Genomic DNA, 18707 nt, shown 5'->3' with positions numbered 1-18707 from the left:
TCTTTGCAGCCCCCACATCAGGACAGGACAACACCATGAAACTCACAAAAGCAGTGATCCGCGCGTTCCGGATCCTGGCCGTCGCGGAAGCCTTCAGCTGGGCGGCGCTCCTCATCGGCATGTACTTCAAGTGGATCGCCGGCACCACGGAGATTGGCGTCCAGGTGGCGGGCCCCATTCACGGGGTCCTGTTCGTGGGGTATGGCATCTGCGCCCTGGCACTCTGGCGGCTGCAGGGTTGGCCCTTCGTGGTTGCCCTGTTCGCGGGCCTGTCCGCCGTGTTCCCGTTCGCCACCATCCTGTTCGAACGATGGGCGGGACAGCGCCGGTACCTCAGCCTTGCCGGGGCACCCAACGGCGCAGCTGCCGTCCGGGAACCAAGTTCCGTCTAGCCTGGGGCGGCTCCGCGCCGCCGGGGCTTCGGGCGCCTAGCGGCGGACCAACAGCGTATTCATTGCCTTGTCGTGGAGGCCGCGGTGGTCAGGATCGAAAATCACCGCGGGGATCACCAGGCACAGCAGCAGGGACCTCACCAGTGCGGCCAGCGGACCGGGCGCAGCACCCCCGGCCCTCACCACGTGGATGCCCACCGCACGGTGTCCAATGCTGTAGCCGAGGGTCCCGACCAGCAGGGTCTGTTCGACGGCGAAAATTGCCAGCGTGGCCCAGGCGTCGCCCGCGAAGGCGAAGTTGCTGATCAGCAGCGCGACTGTCCAGTCGATCGTGATCGCCGCGATCCTGCGGCCTGCCCGTGCGATGGAGCCCGGGCCCGACTCCGGCAGCCCCAGCCTCTCCCCCGGATACTTGGAGATGCCCGAGGTGTCGGGGCCGGAGAGCCAGGAGCCAATGTCTTTGCGATCTACCACCATGCAAGCTTAGCGACTTCCCGCGGACCACACTGTGGATGGCGTTAGACCACAGAGTGGACGGAAGATAGCCTTGCCATATCAGGGCATTCTGTAACCTGCCCGAAACAATGCGGACACGGACGGGAAATGCTGCGTCCATAGGCTGTTACCAGTTTCAAGCAACCCACCGGCAGGTAAAACAGCAGGTAAAACACGGCAGGTAATACACAGCAGGGAAACACTGCGTTGTTTCCCTGCTGTCGGATTGCGCTGGATCAGCTGGCTTGCACGCCAGATATTTACATATGCGTAAGGAGCATAGATGTTCAAGACTGCGGACGAAGTCCTCAAGTTCATCAAGGACGAAGATATTAAGTTCGTCGACATCCGTTTCACCGATCTTCCGGGCGTCCAGCAGCACTTCAACGTCCCCGCGAAGAGTGTTGACGCCGACTTCTTCATCAACGGCCAGCTCTTCGACGGATCCTCCATCCGCGGTTTCCAGGGCATCGCTGAGTCTGACATGCAGCTCATCCCCGACGTCACCACGGCGTTCCTGGACACCTTCCGCATGGAGAAGACCCTCGCGCTGAACTTCTCCATCGTCAACCCGCGCACGGGCGATCCGTACCACCGCGACCCCCGCGGCGTTGCCGAGAAGGCTGAGGCGTACCTGGCATCCACCGGCATCGCCGACACCGCGTTCTTCGCTCCCGAAGCCGAGTTCTTCGTGTTCGACAACGTCCAGTACCAGTCCTCCCCGCAGGGCAGCTTCTACAAGATCGACTCCGAGGAAGCCTACTGGAACACCGGCCGCGAGGAAGAGGGCGGAAACCTCGGCTACAAGACCGCCGTCAAGGGCGGTTACTTCCCGGTAGCTCCCCAGGACAAGCAGGCTGACCTCCGTGACGCCATGTGTGTTGCACTGGACGAGGCCGGCCTCGAGGTCGAGCGCAGCCACCACGAAGTTGGATCCGCCGGCCAGGCTGAGATCAACTACAAGTTCACCACGCTGACCCACGCTGCCGATGACCTGCAGAAGTTCAAGTACGTCATCAAGAACACCGCAGACGCCTGGGGCAAGTCCGTAACCTTCATGCCCAAGCCGGTCTTCGGCGACAACGGCTCCGGCATGCACTGCCACCAGTCGCTCTGGAACGGCGGCGAGCCGCTGTTCTATGACGAAAAGGGCTACGCAGGCCTGTCCGACACCGCCCGCTGGTACATCGGTGGCCTGCTCAAGCACGCCTCCGCCGTCCTGGCCTTCACCAACCCGACGGTGAACTCCTACCGCCGCCTGGTCAAGGGCTTCGAAGCTCCGGTCAACATGGTCTACTCGCAGGGCAACCGCTCCGCCGGTATCCGTATCCCCATCACGGGCACCAACCCCAAGGCCAAGCGTATCGAGTTCCGCGCGCCGGACCCCTCCTCCAACCCCTACCTGGCGTTCGCTGCCCAGCTGATGGCCGGCATTGACGGTATCCGCAACCGCATCGAGCCCCCGGCTCCCATCGACAAGGACCTCTACGAGCTCCCGGCCGAGGAAGCCAAGGACATCCCGAAGGCTCCGGGCACCCTCGAGGAAGCCCTGGAGGCCCTGCGCGAGGACAACGAGTTCCTGCAGGCCGGCGGCGTCTTCACCCAGGACCTGATCGACACCTGGATCGAGTACAAGTACGAGAACGAGATCCGCCCGCTGTCGCTGCGGCCGAACCCCTACGAGTTCGAGCTCTACTACGGCGTCTAGTCCCGGACCTGGTCTTCAGGACTCCTAAGGCAGCAAAGGCGGCCACCGGTTATCCGGTGGCCGCCTTTGCGTGTCCGGGAAAGTCGTACCCGGAAAAGAGATAAAAGGTGGGGGCCCGGTTCCAGACGTGCTGAGACCGGGAACCAGACCCCCTGACGAATGCCCCCCGGGATGAAGACCGTTCCAGCCTTCCCCCCAACAAGGTTGAAGAACACCGCCAATCCACATGATCGGGCAATCGCTTTCTCAGTGCAAACGGCGCCCCGGCGCCGAGGCGCTATCGCGGCCGAAAACTTCGGAACATAATGCGCTGGGGTCCTGCTGCCCCTCCGGTGTACTGGCCCCGGTCCTCGAAGCCGGCCCGGCAGTAGGCGGACACGCCCGCAGGATTGGCTTCATTGACTGAAAGGACGACGCCGGCCTCCCGGGTTTGGTGCCGGGCGGTGAGTTTTTCAGCGGCCGCCACAGCGGCGGCTGCGGCGAGGCCGCCGAGCCCGCGGCCTTGTTCCCGCCGGTCGATCATGAAACCCCGCAGAAGCCACGCAGACGCCTCGTCCGGCCACCCTGCCAGGCGTGCTGCGCCGGCCTGCAGGGTCAGCACCCCAACGGCCCTGCCGGCGCACTCAATGACGTAGGGCCGCCGCGATTCCTCAGCCAGTCCTGCCAGTGCCATTCGGAACGGGTCACCGACGAACCGCTCCTGCCCGGGGCCCAGCTCCAGGTTTGCCACGGCTCCGAGCTGGACGGCCCGGGCGTCGGCGTCGAGGTCCTGGAGCGAAATGAGCCAAATGCTTCTGCCCATGCCGCTCAGGACTGGGGGCCGGCGGCATCGCCGCCGGCTGCGGACTCGGCCGGCGGGCCGGCCGGGTCCATCCACATCACTTCCCAGAGGTGGCCGTCCGGATCCTGGAAGCTGTGGTTATACATGAATCCGTAGTCCTGGGGTTTTTCGGACGGGGACCCGCCGGAGGACAGGGCTGTCCTGACGGCCTCATCCACGGCCTCCCGGCTGTCCACGGAGTAGGCGATGATCGCCTCCGCGGAGCCCTTGCTGTCCGCAACGTCCTTGGAGGTGAAGGTCTTGAAGAAGGACTCCACCAGGAGCATGACGTAGGCGTTCTCGTTGACGATCATGCAGGTGGCATTCTCGTCGGTGTAGTCCGGGTTGAAGGAGAAGCCAAGGGCCGTGAAAAAGTCCACCGAGCGTTTCAGGTCTTTGACGGGCAGGTTGAAATAGATTTGGGTTGCCATGGGCTCAAAGTAGCACCGGCCAGGGCGGGTGTCAGCCCTGCTCAGCTACCGCCGGGGAGGCGTCCGGCTGCCGGTCGCGGCTACTGTCCGTAAAAAACCCGCTCGAAGACCGCCCGGGCCCGCCGGCTGACCCGCAGGTAGTCCTCTTCGAGGACGGCGGCCTGACCGGGCTCGTAACCGCACCAGCGCGCCACGGCTTCCAGGTCGCGGCGGGAGGAGGGCAGCAGGTCCGAGGCTTTGCCGCTCCAGGTAACGTTGGCGGACCGGATACGGCTGGCCAGGCGCCAGGCACGCGCCAAAAGGTCGGCATCGGCCCGGGCCAGCAAGCCCAGCTGCGCAGCGGCTTCCAGCGCCGCGAGCGTCGAGGTTGTCCGCAGTTCGGGATGCCGGCCCGCGTGCTGAAGCTGAAGGAGCTGGACCAGCCACTCGACGTCGCTCAGCCCGCCGCGGCCCAGTTTCAGGTGCCGTGCGGGATCGGCGCCGCGGGGCAGCCGTTCTGCCTCCACGCGCGCCTTGATCCGCCTGATTTCCCGCACGTCGGTATCCGCGATGGTTTCCGGGTACCTGATGGGGTCGATGAGGTCGAGGAAATCCTTGGCAAGATCATCGTTACCGGCCATGGGGCGGGCCCTCAGGAGCGCCTGGGCCTCCCAGATCAGGGACCACCGCCGGTAGTACTCGGCGAAGGAGTCCAGCGAGCGGACCATAGCGCCGTTCTTTCCCTCGGGCCGCAGGTCCGCGTCCATTTGCAGGACGCGCTCGGCCATGATGGCCGGCTTAAGGGGCTGCGTCAGCAGGGTGGAGACCTTCGCAACGATCCGCGCGGCCTGCTCCTGCGCTTCCTCCTGGCTGAAACCGGGAAGGGCCCTGTGCACGTACATAACGTCCGCGTCCGAACCGTAGCCGATCTCGCCGCCGCCCTGCCTGCCCATGGCCACCACCAGGACTGCCGTTTTCAGCGGGCCGCCGGCGGAGACGATGCCTTCGGCCACCCGCAGGGCACCCAGTACGGCAGCACGGTCGGTATCAGCCAGCGCCGTCCCCACCTGGTCCTGGTCCAGCAGCCCGGCTGAATCTGCCACGGCGGTCCGGAGGATTTCCCGCCGCCGGATCAGCCGGATAAGGCGCATGGCACTTTCCGGATCCGCATGCCGGGACATCTTGGAGGTGATCTCCTGCCACTGCGCTTCGAAGCTCAAGGGGACCAGGTCCTTGTCGTGGCCCAGCCATGCCACGGACTCGGGCGAGACCTCAAGGAGATCCGCTATCAGCCTGGAGTTCGAGAGCATGTGGCACAGTCGTTCCGCTGCGGCGTTGGAGTCCCGGAGCATTCCCAGGTACCAGTGCGTGGTTCCCAAGGCCTCACTGACGCGCCGGAACGCAAGCAGCCCGGCATCCGGGTCCACGCCTTCGGCCAGCCAGTCCAGCAGGATTGGCAGCAGCTGCCGCTGGAGGGCGGCGCGCCTGCTGACCCCGGCCGTGAGTGCCTCGATGTGCCGCATGGCGCCCTGCGGATCCCGGTACCCGAGGGCCGCCAGCCGGCCCTGGGCGGCTTCCGGGGTCAGCTTGGCGTCCTCGCTGCTGAGCTTGGCGGCCGTGTTGAGCAGCGGCCGGTAGAAGATACGCTCGTGCAGTTCCCGTACAGAACGCTTGGTTTTCTGCCACGTGGCCAGCAGCGCGTCGGGATGGGGCCGCTCGTTGGAGAAAGGCCCCAGCACTGCCTTGGCCAGCGACCGGAGGGCCGGCTCGGCTACCGGCATGAGGTGGGTCCTGCGCAACTGGAAGAGCTGGATGCGGTGCTCCAGCAGCCGCAGGTACCGGTAGGCGTTATCGAATGCAGCAGCGTCGGAGCGCCCGATGTACCCTCCGGCGGACAGGGCGGCAATGGCAGAGGTAGTGTCACGCCGTCGCAGCGTTTCATCTGCTTTTCCGTGCACAAGCTGAAGGAGCTGGACGGTGAACTCAACGTCGCGGAGCCCGCCGCGGCCCAGTTTGATCTGCCGCTGCTCCTCTGCGGCCGGGATGTGCTCGGTGACGCGGCGCCGCATCGCCTGGACGGATTCCACGAAGCCGTCACGGCTTGCCGAACTCCAGATCAGCGGGGCGACTGCTTCCTCGTAGCGGCGGCCCAGGGCGGCGTCACCGGCAATGGTCCTGGCTTTCAGCAGCGCCTGGAACTCCCAGCTTTCGGCCCAGCGGGCGTAGTACGTCTCGTGCGAGGCCAGGGTGCGGACCAGGGGCCCGGACTTGCCTTCCGGCCGCAGGTTGGCGTCCACCTCCCACAGGCCCGGTTCGCGGGCCACGGAAGAGATGGCGCGGGATATGCCGCTGGCAAGGGCAGCCCCGATGGTGCTCGCCTGCGCGTCCTCGAGGTCGCCGGAGTCCACGACGTAGATGACGTCGACGTCGGAAATGTAGTTCAGCTCGCGGGCGCCGCATTTGCCCATGCCGATGACGGCCAGTCCGACTGCGGCGACGGCATCCGCTCCGTACTGCCCGGCGGCCTCGGCGCGCGAGACTGCGAGGGCCGCCTCGATGGCTGCCCCGGCGAGGTCCGCGAGTTCGCCCCCCACAGCCGGCAGGAAGTCCAACGGATCGGCGGCGCACAGGTCCTTGACGGCGAGATCCACCACTCCCCTGCGGTAGGCCGTGCGCAGGGCGGCATAGGCATCGGATCCGGTGCTGGCTGCCACCGGGCGCTCGGCACGCGGGTCGGCGCCCACGGACTGCAGGAGGGCTTCGCGCAGGTCCGCGGGATTCGCCTGCAGCGGCTCAGGGCTTGCCCGGACCCGGAAGGCTTCCAGGTGTTCCGGGTGGCGGATGAGGAACTCCCCCAGTGCCTCGGACGCACCGAGGACCCGGTACATCGGTTCGCTGGTGTCGGGGTCGGCGGCGGCCAGGTCCCTGAGGTCCGGGTGCTTTTCTATCAGGCGGACCAGGGATTGCAGGGCAGTGTCCGGGCTGGCTGACATGTGCAGGCCCGCGAACAGCCGGTCCTGGTCCAGCCCTTCCAGCTCCGGGGCAGCCAGGAACCGCTCGCCCTTGTCAAGGTCGCTGAAGCCGGCCGCAATCAGGCGGCGCGCCAGGCTCACGCCCGCCGCCTAGAGGATGCCGAGGTTGCGCTGCAGCTCGTAGGGCGTCACCTGCAGGCGGTAGTCCTGCCACTCGGCGCGCTTGTTGCGCAGGAAGTGCTCAAAAACCTGCTCGCCCAGGATCTGGGGCATCAGTTCGGATTCTTCCATGGCCCGGATGGCGTCATGGAGGCTTGCGGGCAGCGGATCGTGGCCCATGGCGCGGCGTTCCGCCGAGCTGAGCGACCAGACGTCGTCCTCGGCCGCGGCGGGAAGGTCGTAGCCTTCCTCGACGCCCTTCAGGCCGGCTCCCAGCAGGACGGCGTATGCCAGGTAGGGGTTCGCCGCGGAATCGATGCCGCGGTATTCGATCCGGGCGGACTGGCCCTTGCCCGGCTTGTACAGCGGAACCCGGACCAGCGCCGAGCGGTTGTTGTGCCCCCAGCTCAGGTAGCTGGGAGCTTCCCCGCCGCCCCAAAGCCGCTTGTAGGAGTTGACGAACTGGTTGGTCACCGCAGTGAATTCGGGGGCGTGCTTGAGAATGCCCGCGATGAACTGGCGGGCAGTCTTGGACAGCTGGAATTCCGCGCCGGCCTCGTAGAAGGCGTTGGTGTCCCCCTCAAACAGGGAGAAGTGCGTGTGCATGCCGGAGCCGGGATGGGCGGTGAACGGCTTGGGCATGAAGGTGGCGTAGGTGCCCTGCTGGAGAGCCACTTCCTTGATCACGGTGCGGAACGTCATGATGTTGTCCGCCGTCTGCAGCGCATCCGCGTACCGGAGGTCGATTTCGTTCTGGCCGGGGCCGGCCTCGTGGTGGCTGAATTCCACCGAAATGCCCACGGATTCGAGCATGGTCACCGCCGTGCGGCGGAAGTCCTGGGCCACGCCGCCGGGAACATGGTCGAAATAGCCGCCCTCGTCCACCGGCACGGGTGCACCATCCGGCCCGGGCTCCTGCGACTTGAGCAGGTAGAACTCGATTTCCGGGTGGGTGTAGCACGTGAAGCCCATGTCCGCCGCCTTCGCGAGGGTACGCTTCAGCACGTTGCGCGGATCCGCGGCGGACGGCTCGCCGTCGGGCGTGAGGATGTCGCAGAACATCCTGGAGGTCTGCTCCGTTTCACCGCGCCACGGCAGGATCTGGAACGTGGATGGATCAGGCTGGGCCAGCATGTCGGATTCGAACACCCGGGCCAGGCCTTCGATCGCGGAACCGTCGAACCCCAGGCCTTCCTCGAAGGCGCCCTCAACTTCAGCGGGGGCAAGCGCCACGGATTTGAGCGAGCCCACGACGTCGGTGAACCACAGGCGTACGAATCGTACGTCGCGCTCTTCGATTGTGCGCAGGACAAACTCTTGCTGGCGGTCCATGATGGCCTCTTCTCCGGTCAACGTCCATGCTCCGGGTCCGCAGAGGGGAAAAGCCGGCAGCAGTTCACCAACACTGTACTAAGCATTCGGCGCCAATGCTGGAGCCTGCGCTGCGCGTAACACAGCGTTAACACCTCCCCGCCGGATTTTGGCTTCGGAGTGCAGCCTTCGCCCGCTTCCGGGGACCTGCTCCAGCTTCGTCCTATGACGCTTATCACCACCGGAGGCGACGACCCCCGGTAGCTACGACGGCGGGTACCGCACTACGCTCATGCCATGGCCTCAAGCAACAGCTCCGACTCCAGCATGTCCGCCGACGTCCCCGCCCCCTACGGCAGCGGGCCCGGACCGGCTGCAGCGTCCGCTTCGGAACGGAAGCCAGCCAAGGTCCGCATCCACCACCTTCAGCAGGCCAAGCGGGACGGGACCAGGTTCGCCATGCTGACCGCCTATGAGCAGTACACGGCGGAGATCTTCGACGCTGCCGGGATCGAGGTGCTCCTCGTGGGCGACTCGGCGTCGAACAACGTGTTCGGCAACGAAACCAGCCTTCCGGTCACCGTGGATGAGCTGCTGCCACTGTGCCGGGCGGTGGCGCGGTCCGCCAAGCGCGCGCTGATCGTGGCCGACCTGCCGTTCGGCAGCTATGAGGTTTCCCCTGAGCAGGCCGTGGCCGCGGGCGTCAGGTTCCTCAAGGAAGGCCTGGCGCACGCCGTCAAGATCGAGGGCGGCAAATATTATGCCCCCACGGTGAAAGCCATGGTGCAGGCCGGGATTCCGGTGATGGCGCACATCGGTTTCACCCCGCAAAGCGAGCATGCGCTGGGCGGGTACCGCGTCCAGGGCCGCGGCGGCGACGCACAGCGGCTGATTGACGACGCCGTCGCGCTGGCCGATGCGGGGGCCTTCAGCGTCCTGATGGAAATGGTTCCGGCCGAAACGGCGGCGGCGGTGGATGCGGCCGTCTCCGTTCCCACGGTAGGGATCGGCGCCGGCAAGGAAACTACCGGGCAGGTGCTCGTCTGGCAGGATATGGCGGGGCTGCGGGGCGGGCGGATGGCCAAGTTCGTCAAGCAGTACGCGGACCTGCGGGGCACGCTGATGGATGCGGCCACTGCCTACGCCGAGGACGTCAGGTCCGGCCAGTTCCCCGGGCCGGAACACTCGTTCTAGCTCCGGGCCTGTTCCACCCGCCGGGCCGCGGGTTCCACCGCCGGGCGGGCCATACCCGCAGGCCAGGCAGGCCAGGCACGCCCGCCCCAGGCGGGCCTGCCGTCCCCGCGGTCAGTCGTCGTCGTCCTTTTCCCACGCCTCATTGCGGGCACGGACCTTCTCAAGGGCGTGTTCGGCTTCTTCCCGTGTCTTGTAGGGCCCGATCAGCTGGCTCCAGTCGGACAGCCGGTCCTCTTCGATCTCGTGCGTCCTGACGTTGTACCAGTACTCAGTCATCGTTGCTCCTCGTTCCGGCGGCGGGGAAGCGGCGGCGTGATCCGCGTAACTTAGATTCTTTCGCAGGTCCCGCGCGGCTTCCGGTTGTTAGGCGTTCTGCAGTGCCTTATATGATCAATCTATGCCTTCCCTTGCCTCGACTGCACCCATCGGCACCCTCACTCCGGGAACCATAGGTCCGCAGCGTCCCGTCCCGGCGTCCATCCCCCGGCCGGAGTACGTGGGCAAGCCTGCCCCGGCAAAGTTCACCGGCTCCGAGGTCAAATCTCCCGAAACAATCGAAAAGATCCGGATCGCTTCGAAGATCGCCGCCCAGGCCATCGTGGAAGTCGGCAAACACATCCGGCCGGGCGTCACCACGGACCAGCTGGACAAGGTGGGCCATGAGTTCCTCCTTGACCACCACGCCTACCCTTCCACCCTGGGCTACCGGGGCTTCCCGAAGTCACTGTGCTCGTCCCTGAACGAGGTCATTTGCCACGGCATTCCGGACAGCACCGTGGTCCAGGACGGCGATATCCTCAACATCGATATCACCGCCTTCATCAACGGTGTCCACGGAGACACCAACTACACCTTCCTGGTGGGCGATGTGGACGAGGAATCCCGGCTGCTGGTGGAACGGACACGGGAGTCTCTGAACCGGGCCATCAAGGCAGTGGCCCCGGGCCGGGAAATCAACGTGATCGGCCGCGCCATCCAGTCCTACGCCAAGCGCTTCGGCTACGGTGTTGTGCGGGATTTCACCGGCCACGGCGTGGGCGAAGCCTTCCACACGGGGCTCATCATTCCGCACTACGACGCCGCTCCGGCCTACAACACGGTGATCGAGGCAGGCATGGTCTTCACCATCGAGCCGATGCTGACGCTCGGCACCGTGGAGTGGGACATGTGGGCGGATGACTGGACAGTGGTCACGAAGGACCGGAAGCGCACTGCCCAATTCGAGCACACCCTGCTGGTGACGGACTCCGGCGCCGAAATCCTGACCCTGCCGTAGCCTGTTCACCTGGTCTCCGGCCTGATGTACTGATCGCTGCACCCCCTTCCCGGTTCCTTACCGGACACCAATCCCGGCGGCTTTCCGGCCGCTCCTACCCTGCCCGCCTCTGCCACGAACGGATACCCATTGGCCAAGAATGACGAAAAGTCGAACAAGAACGCCCCCCTGATCGGCATCGACATCGGAGGCACTGGAATCAAGGGCGGCATCGTCGACCTGAAGAAGGGCAAGCTGCTGGGTGAACGGTTCCGGGTTCCCACGCCCCAGCCGGCTACCCCGGAATCCGTTGCCGAGGCAGTGGCGCTGGTGGTTTCCGAGCTTTCTGCCCGGCCCGAGGCCCCGGCCGCCGGCTCGCCCGTGGGCGTGACCTTCCCCGGCATCATCCAGCACGGCGTGGTCCACTCCGCTGCCAACGTGGACAAGAGCTGGCTCAACACGGACATCGACGCGCTCCTGACGTCCCGCCTGGGCCGGCCGGTGGAAGTCATCAACGACGCCGACGCCGCAGGGCTGGCGGAAGCCCGCTACGGCGCCGGGGCCGGCGTCAAGGGCACCGTCCTGGTGATCACCCTGGGCACGGGAATCGGCTCCGCCTTCATCTTCGATGGCAAGCTGGTTCCCAACGCTGAACTGGGACACCTGGAAATCGACGGCCACGACGCCGAATCGAAAGCCTCGGCCGTGGCACGGGAACGCGACGGGCTGTCCTGGGACGAATACAGCGTCCTGCTGCAGCGCTACTTCTCCCACGTCGAATTCCTGTTCTCGCCCGAACTGTTCATTGTGGGCGGCGGCATCTCCAAGCGTGCCGACGAGTACCTGCCCAACCTTCGGCTCCGTACCCCCATCGTGCCGGCGGTCCTTCGCAACGAGGCCGGCATCGTCGGGGCCGCCATCGAAATCGCCCTGAAGCACAAGCTCGCCAAGTAGCAAATTGCCGTGCCGCCGCCCGGCAGTTGGCGGCGGCACGGATCAGTTTTTCGGCGAAGGCGCCGTAAGGGCCGAACCAGGCGTCGACGGTGAACTCATCGCACCGCCAGAAGATGCGGGCGCCAGGTGATGCGGCCGTCAAGATTTTTTGTTGGGCATGCTGGTGCCGGTGGCGGCTGCGGCTTCCCCTCCGCTGCCGCCACCGGAGTCTATAAGGGGCTCTTCTCGGAGCTTTTCGCGCCCTTTGCGGTAATACCCGGGGCGCCTTCTTCTTCCTGCCGGAGCAGGGCGATCGCGGTTTCGAAGTCCTCAAGGGATTCAAAAGCCTGGTAGACGCTGGCAAACCGCAGGTAGGCGACCTTGTCAAGCTTCTGCAGCGGACCGAGGATGACCAGGCCCACCTCGTGGGCGTCGATCTCGGCCGCACCGGAGGAACGGATCTGCTCCTCGACTTCCTGCGCCAGCAGCGCGAGGTCGTCTTCGCTGACGGGCCGTCCCTGGCAGGCCTTGCGCACCCCGTTGATCACCTTGCTGCGGCTGAAGGGCTCCCCCACGCCAGACCGCTTAATCACGGAAAGGCTGGTGGTTTCCACAGTGGTGAATCTTCGGCCGCATTCCGGGCACTGGCGGCGCCGGCGAATGGCCGAACCGTCATCGGCCATGCGGCTGTCCACCACCCGGGAATCCGGGTTGCGGCAGAACGGACAGTACATGGTGCCACCCTCCTTCCCGGGCGCCGGTGCCGGCGCAACTTCAGCGCCTCCCATTTTATGTCCTGGGGACCCCTAATAACAAGCGTGTAATACTACATGTTGTGGTCGCGGCTACTAGATGTTGCTACCTGCGGGTTCTCAGGCGAACCTGGCCGTCACCGCTTCCCCGTGCGCGGGAAGGTCCTCCGCACCGGACAGGCTGACGATGTGTCCGCTGACCTCGGCCAGTGCGTCACGGCTGTAGTTGACCACCTGGATGGCCCGCAGGAACGTGGTGACGTTCAGGCCGGACGAAAAAGCTGCGGTGCCGCTGGTGGGCAGGACGTGGTTGGATCCCGCGCAGTAGTCCCCCAGGCTGACGGGGCTGTAGTCGCCCACAAAGATGGCGCCGGCGTTCCGGATCCTGGCGGCGACGCCCGCGGCGTCCCGGGTCATGATCTCCAGGTGTTCGGCCGCGTAGGCGTCGCATGCGGCAATGCCCTGGTCCAGGTTGTCCACCAGGACAACCCCGGACTGCGGGCCGGACAGCGCTTCAAGGACACGCACCGAGTGCTTGGTTGCCGCCGCCTGGCGGCCGAGTTCGGCGCGGACCGCCGCGGCAAGGTCCTCGGAATCGGTGATCAGCACCGAGGCCGCCTTGGGGTCGTGCTCAGCCTGGCTGATGAGGTCGGCGGCCACGAGGGCCGGTTGGGCGGTAGCGTCTGCCAGGATCGCGATCTCCGTGGTGCCGGCCTCCGAATCGATCCCCACGACGCCCTTGACCAGGCGCTTGGCGGTGGCAACGAAAATGTTGCCGGGCCCGGTCACCACGTCCACCGGCTCCAGTGCAGGGCCGGCATCCGTTGCCTCAACACCGTAGGCGAACGCGGCGATCGCCTGGGCGCCGCCGATGGCATACACCTCGGTGATTCCCAGCAGTGCGGCGGCGGCCAGGATGGTGGGGTGCGGCAGTCCCGCGAACTCCTTCTGGGGAGGCGAGGCCAGGGCAATCGAGCGCACGCCCGCAGCGAGGGCCGGAACAACGTTCATGATCACGGATGACGGATAGACGGCGAGGCCGCCGGGGACGTAGAGTCCCACCCTTGCCACCGGCACCCAGTTCTGGGCCACCACGGCCCCGTCGCCGAGCCGGACCTCGATGTTGCGGGGACGCTGGCCGTCGGCGAAGCGCCGCGCGCGGCTGATGGACTCCTCGAGCGCGCTGCGGACGGACGGCTCGAGCTCCTCGAGCGCCGCGGCCAGGGCCTCCTGCGGAACCAGCGGGTGGCGCTGCTGCACGCCGTCGAAGCGAAGGGCCAGTTCTCCCAGCGCTCCGAAGCCGCCCCGCCGGACGGCCGCAATGATGTCCAGGACCTTTTCTTCAGCGTCCGCCACGGTCTGGCCCTGGGCGCGCGGGACAGCGGCGCGCAAGCCGGCGAGGGTCAGGCTTTGGCCGCGCAGGTCAACGGTGCGGAAGTTTACGACGGCGGCGGCTGGGCTGGCGGAATTCTCCGAAGAAATGGTCACTGGTTTATTTTACGGGCCCTGCCGCAGCGTGCCGCGACTGGTGCGTTTCGTCGTCGGACTTCCTGCCCAGGAGGTTATGAAGCTCCAGTGCGAAAACCGACACGGCCGTGGCGGCGGGCCACAGGAGCAGCACCGGCCAGGCGCGCAGCGAAAAGGCGATGCTGGCGTTCGCCGAGGCATCCACGTCGGGCGCCCATAACTGCGCGCTGAGGAGCCCCGCCTGCCAGGCGACCACTGCGCCGCACAGGGCACCAGCCAGGCCCATCAGGAGGTCCGCCTGCGGATCCGCGCGCTTGCGGTCCGCCAGGAAAACGGCCAGGAGGCACCCGGCAAGGACCAGCAGGCCGGCCAGCGTCAGGTCCCGCGGAAGCCAGACCTCCGGATTGGTGCCGCTGGAGAGGGCCGGATCCCGGGTGACCAGGTTGAGGCCACCGGGAGCCAGGAGCCACCACAGGATGCCCAGCGGGAGACCCGCCGCTGCAGGGACCGCGAACATCGCCCAGGACAGCCGCGGGCGCGTGCGGAGGGTGGCTTTCGTCATGCAACAAACCTTAACAAATGTTCCGGCGGGTTAACCGCCGTACGCGGACTTCAAGGGATTCTCCACCGGTGCGGGGGGACCAATACCCTTGAAGGAGAACATACATAACCAGCCATCCAGCCCACCAGGAGTTTCCGTGACAGCAGCTGACGTTCCGTTCGAGCGGACGTTCAAGGAGATGTTCCGGCGCCATGCCGCCGGCGTCGCCATCATCACGGTGAACTACCAGGACCAGCCCTACGGTTTCACCGCCACCTCGGTTGCCTCGCTTTCCGCCCAGCCCCCGCGCTTCACCTTCAACATGGCCCGCAGCTCACGGTCGTGGCCGGCCGTGGCAAACACCACCTACCTGGGGGTCCATATGCTGGGCCTGGAGAACCAGCAGCTCGCTGACCGGTTTGCGGGTGCCGGCAACCGTTTCGAGGGTGACCACTGGGAGGTGGGCCCGCACGGCGTGCCGGTGCTCAAAGGCGTAGCCGGTTGGCTCATTGGCGAAGTGCAGATGCGCCTGTCCTTCGAAAACAACGCCGTTGTGGTGGTCCAGGTGGTGGACGGGCAGGTAGGCGGCGACGGCTCTCCCCTGCTGTACCACGGCGGGGCGTACGGCCAGCCGGTCCCGCTGGACTACGAGATCTGACGCACTCGCCGCGGACAATGGGCGGCCGGCGGCACTTGCCGCCGTCGTCCGTCCCCCTGTCAGGCGTCCAGGGCCTCGTCAGGCGTCGAGGCAGGCGGGTCCGAGAAGCACTTTCAGGTCGCCGAACAGGGACGGGCTGGGGTTCACGCGCAGGTGGACCGGCAGGCCCATGATCTCCGTCCGGGTATCCCCCTGCAGGTGCAGCCGAACTTCTGAGTTCCCGCGGTGGGTACGGAGGACGTCGCCAAGTTCGGTGACTACCGCTTCCGTGGCCTTGTAGGTGGGCATGGTGATCACCAGCGGGCCGTTGAGCCCCTCGCTGAGGTCCGGAACGGACAGTTCCATGCAGTTGAGGGTGATGGCGCCGTCGTCGCGCTTTTGCAGGCGTCCCTTGACCACCACGATCAGGTCCTCGGCGAGGACAGAGGCGATGGGGCCATAGACCTGGCCGAAGAACATGACTTCCATGGAGCCGCCCAGGTCCTCCACTTCGGCCCTGGCGTAGGCGTTGCCGCTGGCCTTGGCGATGCGCCTGCTCAGCGAGGTGATCATGCCGGCGATGGTGATGATCGCGCCGTCCTGCGGTCCGTCTTCGCCGAGGACTGAGGTAATGCTCATCTCCGCATGCTGGCTCAGCAGCCCTTCGAGGCCCTGCAGGGGGTGGTCCGAGACGTACAGCCCCAGCATGTCCCGTTCGAAGGAGAGTTTGTCCTTCTTCTCCCATTCCGGCAGGTCCGGGATCTCGATGCTCAGGGATGACTCGGATTCGGCTGCGTCGAACCCTGCGAAGAGGTCGAACTGTCCGATCGCTTCGTTCCGCTTGAGCGTGATGACGGAGTCGATGGCCTCTTCGTGGATCATGGCCAGGGCCCGGCGGTGGTGGCCCAATGAGTCGAAGGCCCCGGACTTGATCAGCGATTCGATGGTCCGCTTGTTGCAGACAACGGCGGGGACCTTCATCAGGTAGTCCTTGAAGGACGTGAAGGCGCCCTCGCTTTCGCGGGCGGCCACCATGGCCTCCACCACGTTGACGCCGACGTTGCGGATGGCGCCCATGCCGAAGCGGATGTCGTTGCCCACCGGGGTGAAGTTCAGGGCGGACTCGTTCACGTCCGGCGGCAGCACGGTGATGCCCATGCGCCGGCATTCGTTGAGGTAGATCGCCGACTTGTCCTTGTCATCACCCACCGAGGTCAGCAGGGCGGCCATGTACTCCGGCGCGTAGTGGGCCTTGAGGTAGGCGGTCCAGTAGGAGATGACGCCGTAGGCGGCGGAGTGTGCCTTGTTGAAGGCGTAATCGGAGAAGGGAAGCAGGATGTCCCAGAGGGTCTTCACGGCTTCCATGGAGTAGCCGTTGTCCTGCATGCCCTGGGAGAAGCCGGCGAACTGCTTGTCCAGTTCCGATTTCTTCTTCTTGCCCATGGCGCGGCGGAGGATGTCCGCCTGGCCCAGCGAGTAACCGGCCAGCTTCTGGGCCACCGCCATGACCTGTTCCTGGTACACGATCAGGCCGTACGTTCCGCCCAGGATCTCCGCAAGCGGTTCCTTCAGTTCCGGGTGGATGGGAATGACTTCCTGGATCCCGTTCTTCCGCAGCGCGTAGTCCGTGTGGGCGTTCGCACCCATCGGGCCCGGACGGTACAGGGCGAGCACGGCGGAAATGTCTTCGAAGTTGTCAGGCTTCATCAGCTTGAGCAGGGACCGCATGGGTCCGCCGTCCAGCTGGAAGACGCCCAGGGTGTCGCCGCGGGCCAGCAGCTCGTAGGAAGGGGCGTCGTCGAGTTCCAGGTTTTCCAGGTCCAGGTCGATGCCGCGGTTCATCTTGATGTTTTCCAGGGCGTCGGAAATGATCGTCAGGTTCCGCAGGCCCAGGAAGTCCATCTTGATCAGGCCGAGGCCCTCACACGTGGGGTAGTCGAACTGGGTAATGACCTGGCCGTCCTGGATCCGGCGCATGATGGGAATGACGTCGATGATCGGATCAGAGGACATGATGACGCCTGCTGCATGCACGCCCCACTGCCGCTTCAGGCCCTCAATGCCCAGCGCGGTCTCGAAGACTTTCGCAGCTTCGGGGTCGGTGCTGATGAGCTGGCGGAAGTCGCCCGCTTCGCCATAGCGCTTGGCCTCCGGGTTTTGGATGTCGGCCAGCGGGATGTCCTTGGCCATCACCGCCGGAGGCAGTGCCTTGGTGAGCGTCTCACCCATGCTGAACGGGTAGCCCAGCACGCGCGAGGAGTCCTTCAGCGCCTGCTTGGTCTTGATGGTGCCGTAGGTGACGATCATGGCCACGCGTTCGTCGCCGTACTTCCGGGTCACGTAGTCGATGACTTCGGAGCGGCGCCGGTCATCGAAGTCGACGTCGAAGTCGGGCATGGAGACGCGGTCCGGGTTCAGGAAGCGTTCGAAGATCAGGCCGTGGCGCAGGGGGTCGAGGTCGGTGATGCGCATGGCGTAGGCCACCATGGAGCCGGCGCCGGAACCACGTCCGGGGCCTACCCGGATGCCGTTGTTCTTGGCCCAGTTGATGAAGTCCGCCACCACCAGGAAGTAGCCGGGGAAGCCCATTGAGGTGATGACGCCCAGTTCATAGTCGGCCTGGGCACGGACGTTGTCGGGGACACCGCCCGGATAACGGTACTCAAGCCCCTTGGCCACTTCCTTGACCAGCCAGGAGGTTTCGTCCTCCCCCGGCGGGCAGGGGAACCGCGGCATGTAGTTGGCCCCGGTGTTGAAGGACACTTCGCAGCGCTCGGCGATCAGGAGGGTGTTATCGCACGCGTCGGGGTGGTCGCGGAACAGTTCCCGCATTTCCTGGGGTGACTTCAGGTAGTAGCCGCTGCCGGAGAAGGCGAAGCGGGACCCGCCGTTGTCGTAGGTGGGTTCCAGGAGGGTGGAACCGGACTGGATGGCCAGCAGGGCCTCGTGGGCCTTGGCATCGTGCTCATGGGTGTAGTGGAGGTCGTTGGTGGCAACCAGGGGGAGGTTCAGCTCCTTGGCGAGCCGCAGCAGGTCCCCGGTGACGCGCCGCTCGATGTCCAACCCGTGGTCCATGAGTTCGCAGAAGTAGTTCTCCGCCCCGAAAATGTCCCGGAACTCCGCAGCGGCCTCCAGCGCCTCGCGGTACTGGCCCAGCCGCAGCCGGGTCTGGATTTCACCGGACGGGCAGCCCGTGGTGGCGATCAGGCCCTCGGAGTAGGTGTTCAGCAGTTCCCGGTCCAGGCGCGGCCATTTGCCGAAGACTGCATCCAGGGAGGCGATGGAGGATGCCCTGAACAGGTTCCGCATGCCTGCGTTGTTGTAGCTGAGGAGGGTCATGTGGGTGTAGGAGCCACCGCCGGAAATATCGTCCTTGCGCTGGTGTTCCTCACCCCAGCGCACGCGGCTCTTGTCACCGCGTGCTGTTCCGGGAGTCACATAGGCTTCGACGCCGATGATCGGCTTGATCCCTTTGTCCGTGGCCTTCTTCCAGAAGTCGAAGGCCCCGAAGAGGTAGCCGTGGTCGGTGGTGGCGAGGGCAGGCATGCCCAGCCGCTCCGTTTCGTCGAACAGCTCGCCGAGCCTGGCGGCGCCGTCCAGCATCGAGTACTCGGTGTGGTTGTGGAGATGGACAAACGAGTTGTTGCTGGAAGTCACCGCA

Annotated in this window: 16 protein-coding genes; 6 read left to right on the top strand and 10 right to left on the bottom strand. The window is 65.8% G+C overall.

Going from position 1 to position 18707, the window contains the following annotated elements; genetic code table 11:
• Nucleotides 1-35: 35 nt before the first annotated feature.
• On the top strand, nucleotides 36-392 hold the full coding sequence (locus C3B78_RS07600) for a DUF3817 domain-containing protein (protein WP_104997528.1): 357 nt from the start codon (nucleotides 36-38) through the stop codon (nucleotides 390-392).
• A gap of 36 nt (nucleotides 393-428) precedes the next feature.
• On the opposite strand, the gene C3B78_RS07595 is transcribed toward C3B78_RS07600, so the two are convergent.
• The gene (locus tag C3B78_RS07595) at nucleotides 429-866 is read right to left on the bottom strand and encodes an RDD family protein (protein ID WP_104999692.1); all 438 of its coding nucleotides are present in this window, start codon (nucleotides 864-866) and stop codon (nucleotides 429-431) included.
• Nucleotides 867-1170: 304 nt separating this feature from the next.
• Between C3B78_RS07595 and glnA (C3B78_RS07590) the strand changes: the two genes are divergently transcribed.
• A complete protein-coding gene (glnA, locus tag C3B78_RS07590; protein WP_104997527.1) occupies nucleotides 1171-2595 on the top strand; it encodes a type I glutamate--ammonia ligase in 1425 nt (474 codons plus the stop codon).
• A gap of 277 nt (nucleotides 2596-2872) precedes the next feature.
• Here glnA (C3B78_RS07590) and C3B78_RS07585 read toward each other — a convergent pair whose 3' ends face one another.
• The 4 genes from C3B78_RS07585 to glnA (C3B78_RS07570) form a co-directional block, all read right to left on the bottom strand.
• On the bottom strand, nucleotides 2873-3397 hold the full coding sequence (locus tag C3B78_RS07585; protein WP_104997526.1) for a GNAT family N-acetyltransferase: 525 nt from the start codon (nucleotides 3395-3397) through the stop codon (nucleotides 2873-2875).
• Nucleotides 3398-3402: 5 nt separating this feature from the next.
• On the bottom strand, nucleotides 3403-3846 hold the full coding sequence (locus tag C3B78_RS07580) for a VOC family protein (RefSeq protein ID WP_104997525.1): 444 nt from the start codon (nucleotides 3844-3846) through the stop codon (nucleotides 3403-3405).
• A gap of 80 nt (nucleotides 3847-3926) precedes the next feature.
• Nucleotides 3927-6938, bottom strand: coding sequence for a bifunctional [glutamine synthetase] adenylyltransferase/[glutamine synthetase]-adenylyl-L-tyrosine phosphorylase (locus C3B78_RS07575; protein ID WP_104997524.1), 3012 nt, complete (start codon nucleotides 6936-6938; stop codon nucleotides 3927-3929).
• Between the two features lie 9 nt (nucleotides 6939-6947).
• Complete coding sequence (gene glnA, locus C3B78_RS07570) at nucleotides 6948-8288, bottom strand: type I glutamate--ammonia ligase (RefSeq protein WP_104997523.1); 1341 nt, start codon at nucleotides 8286-8288, stop codon at nucleotides 6948-6950.
• A 276-nt stretch (nucleotides 8289-8564) separates the two neighbouring features.
• Between glnA (C3B78_RS07570) and panB the strand changes: the two genes are divergently transcribed.
• Nucleotides 8565-9461, top strand: a complete 897-nt coding sequence (panB, locus tag C3B78_RS07565; RefSeq protein ID WP_104997522.1) for a 3-methyl-2-oxobutanoate hydroxymethyltransferase — start codon at nucleotides 8565-8567, stop codon at nucleotides 9459-9461.
• Between the two features lie 111 nt (nucleotides 9462-9572).
• On the opposite strand, the gene C3B78_RS19645 is transcribed toward panB, so the two are convergent.
• On the bottom strand, nucleotides 9573-9737 hold the full coding sequence (locus C3B78_RS19645) for an SPOR domain-containing protein (RefSeq protein WP_120691318.1): 165 nt from the start codon (nucleotides 9735-9737) through the stop codon (nucleotides 9573-9575).
• Nucleotides 9738-9858: 121 nt separating this feature from the next.
• Here C3B78_RS19645 and map point away from each other — a divergent pair, with 121 nt between their 5' ends.
• Together map and ppgK are read left to right on the top strand one after the other, a co-directional pair.
• Nucleotides 9859-10737: a type I methionyl aminopeptidase gene (gene map, locus C3B78_RS07560; protein WP_104997521.1), complete on the top strand. Its 879-nt coding sequence runs from the start codon at nucleotides 9859-9861 to the stop codon at nucleotides 10735-10737.
• A 129-nt stretch (nucleotides 10738-10866) separates the two neighbouring features.
• The gene (ppgK, locus tag C3B78_RS07555; RefSeq protein ID WP_104997520.1) at nucleotides 10867-11670 is read left to right on the top strand and encodes a polyphosphate--glucose phosphotransferase; all 804 of its coding nucleotides are present in this window, start codon (nucleotides 10867-10869) and stop codon (nucleotides 11668-11670) included.
• A 209-nt stretch (nucleotides 11671-11879) separates the two neighbouring features.
• Here ppgK and nrdR read toward each other — a convergent pair whose 3' ends face one another.
• From nrdR to C3B78_RS07540, 3 genes are all read right to left on the bottom strand, one after another.
• Entirely contained in the window at nucleotides 11880-12383 is a 504-nt protein-coding gene (nrdR, locus tag C3B78_RS07550; RefSeq protein ID WP_104999691.1) for a transcriptional regulator NrdR, read from the bottom strand.
• Nucleotides 12384-12521: 138 nt separating this feature from the next.
• Nucleotides 12522-13889, bottom strand: a complete 1368-nt coding sequence (gene hisD / locus C3B78_RS07545) for a histidinol dehydrogenase (protein ID WP_104997519.1) — start codon at nucleotides 13887-13889, stop codon at nucleotides 12522-12524.
• Between the two features lie 4 nt (nucleotides 13890-13893).
• Entirely contained in the window at nucleotides 13894-14430 is a 537-nt protein-coding gene (locus tag C3B78_RS07540) for a hypothetical protein (RefSeq protein WP_104997518.1), read from the bottom strand.
• A gap of 178 nt (nucleotides 14431-14608) precedes the next feature.
• Here C3B78_RS07540 and C3B78_RS07535 point away from each other — a divergent pair, with 178 nt between their 5' ends.
• Nucleotides 14609-15067 carry a flavin reductase family protein gene (locus C3B78_RS07535; protein WP_104999690.1) on the top strand — a complete coding sequence of 153 codons (459 nt, stop codon included), beginning with the start codon at nucleotides 14609-14611 and terminating at the stop codon, nucleotides 15065-15067.
• A gap of 78 nt (nucleotides 15068-15145) precedes the next feature.
• Here the strand turns inward: C3B78_RS07535 and dnaE are convergent, their stop codons facing one another.
• Complete coding sequence (dnaE, locus tag C3B78_RS07530) at nucleotides 15146-18703, bottom strand: DNA polymerase III subunit alpha (protein ID WP_104997517.1); 3558 nt, start codon at nucleotides 18701-18703, stop codon at nucleotides 15146-15148.
• Nucleotides 18704-18707 lie beyond the last annotated feature (4 nt).

It is taken from the genome of Arthrobacter sp. PGP41, assembly GCF_002953935.1.
Classification (GTDB): Bacteria; Actinomycetota; Actinomycetes; order Actinomycetales; family Micrococcaceae; genus Arthrobacter.
The sequence above is the reverse complement of the archived record's forward strand: the minus strand, read 5'-3'. Positions and strand labels throughout refer to the sequence as shown.